Origin of the sequence: Bacillus cereus group sp. N12, assembly GCF_016483575.1 — a bacterium.
In the GTDB taxonomy this organism is placed as follows: Bacteria; Bacillota; Bacilli; order Bacillales; family Bacillaceae_G; genus Bacillus_A; species Bacillus_A toyonensis.
The window spans coordinates 1-8,719 of sequence record NZ_JAEHBO010000128.1 but is presented as its reverse complement, the minus strand read 5'-3'; the positions used below and the strand labels follow the sequence as shown (position 1 = coordinate 8,719).

Genomic DNA, 8,719 nt, shown 5'->3' with positions numbered 1-8,719 from the left:
AAAAAACACCCATTAATATAAAAAAATAAAATTAAAAACAAAAAAAAAAAAAAAAAAATTAAAAAAAAAAAAAAAAAAAAAAAAAAAAAAAAAAAAAAAAAAAAAAAAAAAAAAAAACAATTATAGAAAACAAAAAAGAAACCCGTTTGATTGTTATATCAAATAGGTTTCTTTTCTCGATTCACTTATAAAGAAGCTTTATATATGCTTAAAACATCATCTTTATTTAATTTTTTAAAGTTACCAAATTCACCATAAGCCATCGCTTTATCCGCCATTAAATCAATTTCATTTTCGCCAATAGTATAATCAGATAATGCTACTGGCGCCTCAATTGAAGTCCAAAATTGACGCAGTGCCTCAATTCCTTCTAACGCCACTTCTTTATCTGTTTTGCCATCTGTTTCTATATCAAATACACGAATAGCGAACTGTTTAAAACGACTTACATTTTCATCTATAACATGCTTCATCCAATTTGGGAATAGAATTGCAAGGCCGCCGCCGTGTGGTATGTCATGAACAGCAGAAACTGCATGCTCAATATTATGAGTTGCCCAGTCTCCTTTTACTCCCATTGCTAAAATGCCGTTTAACGCCATAGTACCGCAATATAAAATTGTTTCCCTATGCTCATAATTTTCTAGATCACTTAAAAGCTTAGGAGCTGTTTCAATTACTGTTCTTAAAACAGATTCACAATAACGATCTTGTAGTTCTGTATTTGTTCCATGATGGAAATATTGCTCTAATACGTGTGACATAATATCTACCATACCGTAAATTGTTTGATCTTTCGGTACAGACGCAGTATGAACTGGATCTAAGATTGAAAACTGCGGGAAAGTAACCGGGCTACCCCAACCGTATTTTTCATTCGTTTCCCAGTTTGTAATTACCGAGCCTGCATTCATTTCAGATCCTGTTGCTGCAAGAGTAAGTACAGTACCAAATGGTAATGCCTCGCTAGCAAATGCTTTTTTCGTTACAATATCCCATACATCTCCATCGTACTTACTACCAACGACAATCGCTTTCGTACAGTCGATTACACTTCCTCCACCAACTGCTAAAATAAATTCGACACCATTTTCTTTACAAATTTGAATCCCTTTTTTTACTGTTGATACACGAGGATTCGGTTCAACACCAGTCAATTCAAATACTTCCGCATTTATATCTTTTAAAATAGAAATTACATTATCATATATACCGTTTCTTTTAATGCTGCCTCCTCCATATACGAGAAGAACTTTTTTACCGAACTGTGGAATTTCAGTTTTTAACTGCTCTAATTGTCCTTTACCGAAAATAAGTTTTGTCGGATTACGAAATACAAAATTTTGCATATCTTTTTACCATCCCTTCTATTTAAAAAGCAACTATACTTTTGTATACCATATTTTTTTCATTTCACAAAAATATTTGCTTAACAAAAAAATCCCAGCCTTTAGGGCTGAGATTTTTTATTGATAATAAGGTGAGATCATTAAGTAAACAATAACACCAGATAGACTTACATATAGCCAAATTGGCATCGTCCATCGTACAATTTTACGGTGACGTGTTAATTGATTCGTAAAACCAAATACAAGTGCGAACAATGCAAGTGGTACAATAATTGCCGCAAGGATAATATGTGTAATTAAAATGATGAAGTACACATATTTAATAAATCCTTCCCCGCCAAAATGTGTTGCTGGCGCCAAGTAATGATACGATAAATACGAAACACAGAATAGCAAAGTCGTCGTGAATGCCGCAAGAATGAAACCGCGGTGCATTTTCACATTCTTTTTAATAATAGAGTATAAAGCTGCTAATAAGAATACGAACGTAAAGCTATTAAAAATTGCATTTAACATTGGTAAAATCGTTACATCAAAATGTACTTCTCCTTCATAGCCAACAGGTCCAAAGAACAAAAATAAAATAATCGCATTTACAATTACAGAAAGCGTTATCACAATAGGAGCATAGCTTTTCTGATTTGTTGATTGATCCACCAAAATGGTCACTCCCTCTTCCTTCAAATATGTATACGTAACCTCACTATTTTAACATATTATTCACAGTGTAAATGTGACAATAGTTTGACACAGTAAGACAAGACAAAGAAAAAAATCCTTCTTAATAAAACTTCTTAAGAAGGATTTTATCGCTTTATTATTCAAATAGCAATGCAATTAGTTTTTGTTAAAAAACGTATCGCTATATGCTTGAAAAATTTCAGATACTTGATATCCCATTAATGAAATTGCTGTTAATGAAAAGAAACCAATCATAAGAAATCGAAACCACATATAAATCTCCTCCTTGTATTTAGCTTAAAAAACGTTAGCTATATTACAAGTTACGTGGCACTCTTCATCATCACTTTCTTTCTTCTTTACAATTGCTGTTATAAATCGAATCATAAAGAATAGAACAAAAGGAATTTGTTCGTAATTCACCTTGGCATAGTTCAGCAACGGCTCGCGCTGCACATCGAACGGGGATGAGAAGGAATAGAACATACCTTGCTCTTCCATATATACGATTACAATTTTCATGCAAAATACTATTCCTAGAAACGAAACAATATCTTGCCATTCTGTCGTATATAACAGGTTATACAGCTCTAATACGTACTCTTCCATCATCATCCCCCCCCTTCCTTTTTTACCATTTTGCTCGCCTTCGTATAAAAAGTCAAGAAAAAAGTTTATATTCACTATGACAATAGTAATTACTCGTTTCTATGTTTATATATGATTCTTTTATAGCAATGATTGGGTGTAACTCTATTCCAAAACAATAAATTAGAGTCGAACGGATTCTTCATTTCTACTTTTAGGTTTCAAAACTGTGCTATTTTTATTTCTATTAAAAATAAAATAAGAAAGTATTATAAGAACAGTAACAAGCATCGTTAAAAGTGCTTGTGGACGCAAAGATTCAATTGCAAGCATTGCAACTAAAACTGCTATAATAGCAGCAATTGTAACATACGTTACATATGGGAAAAGCCACATTTTCACTTTCAAATTTCTTTGTTCTACTTTTCCCATTTTTTTACGCATCTTTAAATGCGAAACTGCAATAACGAGATAAACGAGTAACGCGATCCCACCAGAAGCATTCACTAAAAATAAAAATACTTTATCTGGAGATATGTAACTAAAAACAACTCCAATATAAGCGAAGAAAGTTCCAAATAAAACTGCTCGAACTGGAACACCACTACTGTTCAATTTTAAAAACACCTTTGGAGCATCTCCTCTTTCTGCCATCGAAAAAAGCATTCTTGAGTTTGTATATAAGCCCGAATTTAAACAAGAGAGTACAGCTGTTAACACGATAAAATTCATAATTTGTGCTGCCGCTGGTATTCCTATATGTTCAAGTACCGCTACAAATGGACTTTTTAGTATGTTTGCTGAATTCCACGGAAGGAGTGTAACGACTATAGCAATAGATCCAATGAAAAATACGAGAATACGCCAAATTACACTATTTGTTGCTGTTTTTACTGCTTTTACAGGTTCAGCAGACTCACCAGCCGCTACCGCTACAATCTCTGACCCCATAAATGAAAATATAACGACGGTAATTCCAAGCAGCACCGAACTTATCCCATTTGGCATAAATCCCCCTTGTCCTACTAAATTTGAAGTGCCAGGTGCTTCCGTTCCTGGTACAAATCCTAAAATAACAGCAAGTCCAAGACAAAGGAATAAGACGATGCTTATTACTTTAATAAAAGAAAACCAATATTCAAACTCTCCAAATGATTTCACTGAAAAAACATTCGTCAACGTTAATAAAATCGTTAATATTAGGCTTAATAACCAGAGTGGGATGTCTGGAATCCAATATTGAATAATGCCAGCACCTGCTGTGGCTTCTATTGCAATAACAATTACCCAGAAAAACCAATATAGCCACCCAATTGTATACCCCGCCCATGGGCCAATAGCTTCTCGTGCATATGTTGCAAATGAACCACTTGTCGGGTTAATAGCTGCCATTTCGCCCAACATTCTCATGACGAAAATGACTAGAAGTCCTGCTAATGCATATGAAACGATAGAACCTGGCCCGGCCGAATGTACAACTGCACCACTTCCAACAAACAAACCAGCCCCTATTACGCCACCAATTGAGATCATCGTAATGTGGCGTATTTTTAGGTCTTTCTTAAGATTTTTATCCAAATCTTGTACATCCCCTTCCAAACTTTATTTTGAAATTTATGTAAGAGTATTATGCAAAAAACCTTGTCTTACACTTCTTAATATATCAAAATATTCTGAATTCAAAAATTTCAAATCCACCTCCTTCATAAATTATTACATTAGGTTTAATAATTTTCCATACACAATTGTTGAGAAAATTATTAAACCTAAAAAAGATAGAATTTTCAGATATTATTAAAGAAACAAGATTATACATCTAGACAACTTTTTGTATAGGAGTGTTGATATGTTAAACAAGTTCAAATTTATTTGTTGTATGTTAGTAATTTTCTTACTGCTACCGCTAGCTCCCTTCCAAACAAAAGCAGCAAACAATTTAGGATCAAAATTACTCGTTGGATATTGGCATAACTTTGATAACGGTACTGGCATTATTAAATTAAAAGATGTTTCACCAAAATGGGATGTAATAAATGTATCTTTCGGTGAAACTGGTGGTGATCGTTCCACTGTTGAATTTTCCCCTGTGTATGGTACAGATGCAGAGTTCAAATCTGATATTTCCTATTTAAAAAGTAAAGGAAAAAAAGTAGTTCTTTCAATAGGTGGACAAAATGGAGTCGTTTTACTTCCTGACAATGCTGCTAAACAACGTTTTATTAATTCCATTCAATCTCTAATCGATAAATACGGTTTTGATGGAATAGATATTGACCTTGAATCAGGTATTTACTTAAACGGCAATGACACTAATTTTAAAAACCCAACAACTCCTCAAATCGTGAATCTTATCTCAGCAATTCGAACGATTTCAGACCATTACGGCTCAGATTTCCTACTAAGCATGGCCCCTGAAACAGCTTATGTTCAAGGCGGGTATAGCGCATATGGAAGCATATGGGGTGCATATTTACCAATTATTTACGGAGTGAAAGACAAACTAACTTATATTCACGTTCAACACTATAATGCTGGTAGCGGCATTGGGATGGACGGTAATAATTATAATCAAGGAACCGCAGACTACGAGGTCGCGATGGCAGATATGCTCTTACATGGCTTTCCTGTAGGCGGTAATCCAAATAATATTTTCCCAGCTCTTCGTTCAGATCAAGTAATGATTGGACTTCCGGCGGCACCAGCAGCAGCTCCAAGTGGCGGGTATATTTCTCCAACTGAAATGAAAAAAGCTTTAGATTATATCATTAAAGGCGTTCCTTTCGGAGGAAAGTATAAGCTTTCTAATCAAAATGGCTACCCTGCATTTCGTGGTCTAATGTCTTGGTCCATTAATTGGGATGCAAAAAACAGCTTTGAATTCTCCAATAACTACAGAACATATTTTGATGCTATTCCTTTGCAAAAATAATAAAAAACAGCAATAGGTTATATAAAGTAACCTATTGCTGTTTTTTATTTATGTAAATTACTTTTTCACATCCATATCTACAGTACGAAGAGATTCATCTCCATTTCGTAAATAGCTATTTACGAGACTTAAAAGTAACTTCCCACCAACTAACATTGCACGTTCATCAAAATCAAATTGAGGATGATGATGCGGATATGTTGCTCCTATTTCTTCATTACCCGCACCTGTGAAGAAAAATGCTCCTCGAACATGCTCTAAGTAGTATGCAAAATCTTCACCACCCATAATCGGCGGCACTTCAATGACCCTTTCTCTTCCAAGATCACGTTCTGCAACCTCCATAAAATGACTCGTTTCCTCTACATGATTTATTAATATTGGATAGCCACGTTTATATTGAATATTAACTTCAGCCTGAAGAGACTGACAAATCCCCTCAACAACTCGTCTAAATTCCTTCTCCATATATTCTCTTACTTCAGGATCTAACGTTCGAATGGTTCCTGTAAACGTAGCAGTATCCGCAATAATATTATCCGCTTGACCAGCATGGAATGTACCAACTGTTAAAACTACGGATTGAAGTGGATCGACTTTTCTACTAACTAACAGTTGCAACTGGTTAATAATTTGTGTTGCAACAATAATAGCATCTACAGTATGATGCGGCATACCTCCGTGACCACCTCGCCCTTGAACCTTCACCTCAAAAGAATCAGCTGCCGCCATCATTGCTCCTGCTTTCGCACCAACAATTCCTACAGGCATTTGAGAAGATACATGCGTACCAAAAACAACATCTACTCCTTCTAAACAACCATCCTCAATCATAGCGATAGCCCCGCCAGGCTCTTTCTCTTCTGCATGTTGGTGTATAAGAACTATTTTTCCAGAAAGTTGGTCTCTATGATCACTTAATATTTTTGCAACTCCTAAAAGTGTTGCTGTATGTCCATCATGGCCACAAGCGTGCATTACGCCCGGAACCTTTGATTTATATGAAACTTTCTTTTCATCTTGAATAGGTAGTGCATCAAAATCAGCACGCAACGCGATTGTCTTCCCAGATTTCCCACCTTCAATTACGCCGATGATTCCTCTTCCCCCGACATCTGTTTTCACATCAATATGAAAACTTTTTAAGATTGCAGCTATTTTTTTCGGTGTTTCTATTTCTTGAAACGATAGCTCTGGGTATTGATGAAAATCTCTTCGCCACGAAACCATTTGGTTATACAAACTTTCCAACTCTTTATGCCATGTTTCTATCATAGAAATTCCCCTTTCTTTTTTAACACTTTAAATTTAATTTACATAACATTCTGTATTTAATCAATAAAAAGGAGAACTTTCTCTGAAAGTCCTCCTACTATTCTAGAATCGTCTAATTACTATTTTGCTTCAACACAAATACTGAAAGTTCAGGTACACTCCAAAATCTAACCGGCATTCGGGTTGTCCCAATACCTCGATTTACGTATAAATGTAACGGCTTATTCTTCCCTTCTAATTCATACATACCTTCAACATAGCTCTCAGCTAATTTTGTAGTAATTAATGGACCTATAAAAGGAATTTGAACTTGTCCTCCGTGACTATGCCCTGAAACTTGAAAATCAACTGGATAACAAGCTACTTTGTCTACAACATCCGGCTCATGTACTAATAGCATATTGAAATCTTGTTGCCTTACATGTTTTAAAGTCGCGTCTATTTGCGGCTTCCCTAATAAGAAATCATCCAAACCTGATATTGTAATATATTTACCGTTTCCCACTTTAATTTTCTGCACTTCATTTACTAATACAGAAAAACCAGCTTCCTCCATATACTTTTTATAAAACACACTACCCCCCCCGCCCCTATCATGATTCCCAAACACAGCATATTTCCCTAAGGGAGCATTAATTTTCTGCAAAATAACCTTCGCTTCATCTTTTTCCGCACTATAAGATCCAAACTTATCTATTAAATCTCCTGTGAAAACTACTATATCTGGATGCAATTCATTCATCTTCTCCACCAAATTTTCTAGTTGTTTCAATGTAAACTCTGGTCCTAAATGTACATCTGAGAATTGCAATATTTTTTTATTATTAAACTCTTTAGGAATCGTCGGGGCTTCTATTTCATTCCACGTAACTGTTATTAGTTTTCGTTCTATTTCTGTCGCATAGAAATACAAGCTTACTGGAATCATTACTATACTTATGAAACTTATAATAAGTTTCTTTAAGATTGATTTTTTTTGTTCTTTTTTTACATGATGCGTATTCATGTTTTCACCTCTAGATGTAGTTTAAAATCCTTTTGTTACATTGATGTGACAACATGAAAAAAATTGGGGTTTCAACACGTTGTAGCAAATATGTTTGTTATCCCAGCTGCAATTTTTACCGGTCATGTAACTTGGATTGAATATTTCCCAAACTTCTTGTTTTCTTTGGGAATTTAGTAGGCGGTTTGTATTTTGTAGAACTACCTTATTTCATATCTTATAATAAGAAACTACCTACAAATAAAGAGAAGACTGAAATACAGAACAAATCTATATCCGCTTAAATGGAATGGTTATAAAGTAGGCCTAAAAAATATTACAAATTTCATTTTTTTCGTGAATATATCTACGTACACTTGTTCTCGAATGTTTTATACGTTATAATAACAACTTAAATAGCATTATTTACATATGAGGTGAAAAACATGAATAAAACAGAATTAATTAAAAACGTAGCACAAAATGCTGAGATTTCTCAAAAAGAAGCTACTGTAGTTGTACAAACTGTAGTAGAATCAATCACTAACGCTTTAGCTGCTGGTGAAAAAGTACAACTTATCGGATTCGGTACATTCGAAGTTCGTGAAAGAGCTGCTCGTACAGGCCGTAACCCACAAACTGGTGAAGAAATGCAAATCGCAGCTTCTAAAGTACCTGCTTTCAAAGCTGGTAAAGAACTAAAAGAAGCTGTAAAATAATGAAAAAATAGCCTTCTCGTTTATGAGAAGGCTATTTTTTCATTACATAATTAATAAAAATCTGACCATTGTGCTGTTTTTTTTGTTCCTTTATGCAAATAAAACCTTTCCTTTCAAAGAAAGATTTTGCTGTAATACTCGCCTATATATATACTGTCTCTTATACACATCTGACGCTGCCGACGAAGCTAGA

The 8,719-nt window shown here is 34.6% G+C and carries 7 protein-coding genes and 3 pseudogenes; 3 read left to right on the top strand and 7 right to left on the bottom strand.

Going from position 1 to position 8,719, the window contains the following annotated elements; genetic code table 11:
• Positions 1–185: 185 nt before the first annotated feature.
• The 4 genes and pseudogenes from JDS92_RS28595 to gabP all read right to left on the bottom strand — a co-directional run bounded on the left by JDS92_RS28595 (position 186) and on the right by gabP (position 4,196).
• The gene (locus JDS92_RS28595; RefSeq protein ID WP_199632939.1) at positions 186–1,349 is read right to left on the bottom strand and encodes an iron-containing alcohol dehydrogenase; all 1,164 of its coding nucleotides are present in this window, start codon (positions 1,347–1,349) and stop codon (positions 186–188) included.
• A gap of 117 nt (positions 1,350–1,466) precedes the next feature.
• Positions 1,467–2,009, bottom strand: coding sequence for a DUF420 domain-containing protein (locus JDS92_RS28590; RefSeq protein ID WP_000228316.1), 543 nt, complete (start codon positions 2,007–2,009; stop codon positions 1,467–1,469).
• 318 nt (positions 2,010–2,327) lie between these two features.
• Positions 2,328–2,668: pseudogene (locus JDS92_RS28585) on the bottom strand (hypothetical protein).
• Between the two features lie 133 nt (positions 2,669–2,801).
• Positions 2,802–4,196, bottom strand: a complete 1,395-nt coding sequence (gene gabP, locus JDS92_RS28580; protein ID WP_000360093.1) for a GABA permease — start codon at positions 4,194–4,196, stop codon at positions 2,802–2,804.
• 268 nt (positions 4,197–4,464) lie between these two features.
• Between gabP and JDS92_RS28575 the strand changes: the two genes are divergently transcribed.
• Positions 4,465–5,547, top strand: a complete 1,083-nt coding sequence (locus JDS92_RS28575) for a chitinase (RefSeq protein WP_199632938.1) — start codon at positions 4,465–4,467, stop codon at positions 5,545–5,547.
• A gap of 57 nt (positions 5,548–5,604) precedes the next feature.
• On the opposite strand, the gene JDS92_RS28570 is transcribed toward JDS92_RS28575, so the two are convergent.
• Together JDS92_RS28570 and JDS92_RS28565 are read right to left on the bottom strand one after the other, a co-directional pair.
• Positions 5,605–6,822, bottom strand: a complete 1,218-nt coding sequence (locus tag JDS92_RS28570; RefSeq protein ID WP_199632937.1) for a M20 metallopeptidase family protein — start codon at positions 6,820–6,822, stop codon at positions 5,605–5,607.
• A gap of 112 nt (positions 6,823–6,934) precedes the next feature.
• Positions 6,935–7,828, bottom strand: coding sequence for a metallophosphoesterase (locus JDS92_RS28565; protein WP_001091710.1), 894 nt, complete (start codon positions 7,826–7,828; stop codon positions 6,935–6,937).
• A gap of 63 nt (positions 7,829–7,891) precedes the next feature.
• On the opposite strand from JDS92_RS28565, the pseudogene JDS92_RS28560 reads away from it, so the two are divergent.
• Positions 7,892–8,112, top strand: a pseudogene (locus JDS92_RS28560) (formate/nitrite transporter family protein); the annotation flags it as partial.
• 141 nt (positions 8,113–8,253) lie between these two features.
• Positions 8,254–8,526, top strand: a complete 273-nt coding sequence (locus JDS92_RS28555; protein WP_001043903.1) for an HU family DNA-binding protein — start codon at positions 8,254–8,256, stop codon at positions 8,524–8,526.
• 31 nt (positions 8,527–8,557) lie between these two features.
• On the opposite strand, the pseudogene JDS92_RS28550 reads toward JDS92_RS28555, so the two are convergent.
• Positions 8,558–8,668: pseudogene (locus tag JDS92_RS28550) on the bottom strand (GNAT family N-acetyltransferase); the annotation flags it as partial.
• Between the last annotated feature and the right edge of the window lie 51 nt (positions 8,669–8,719).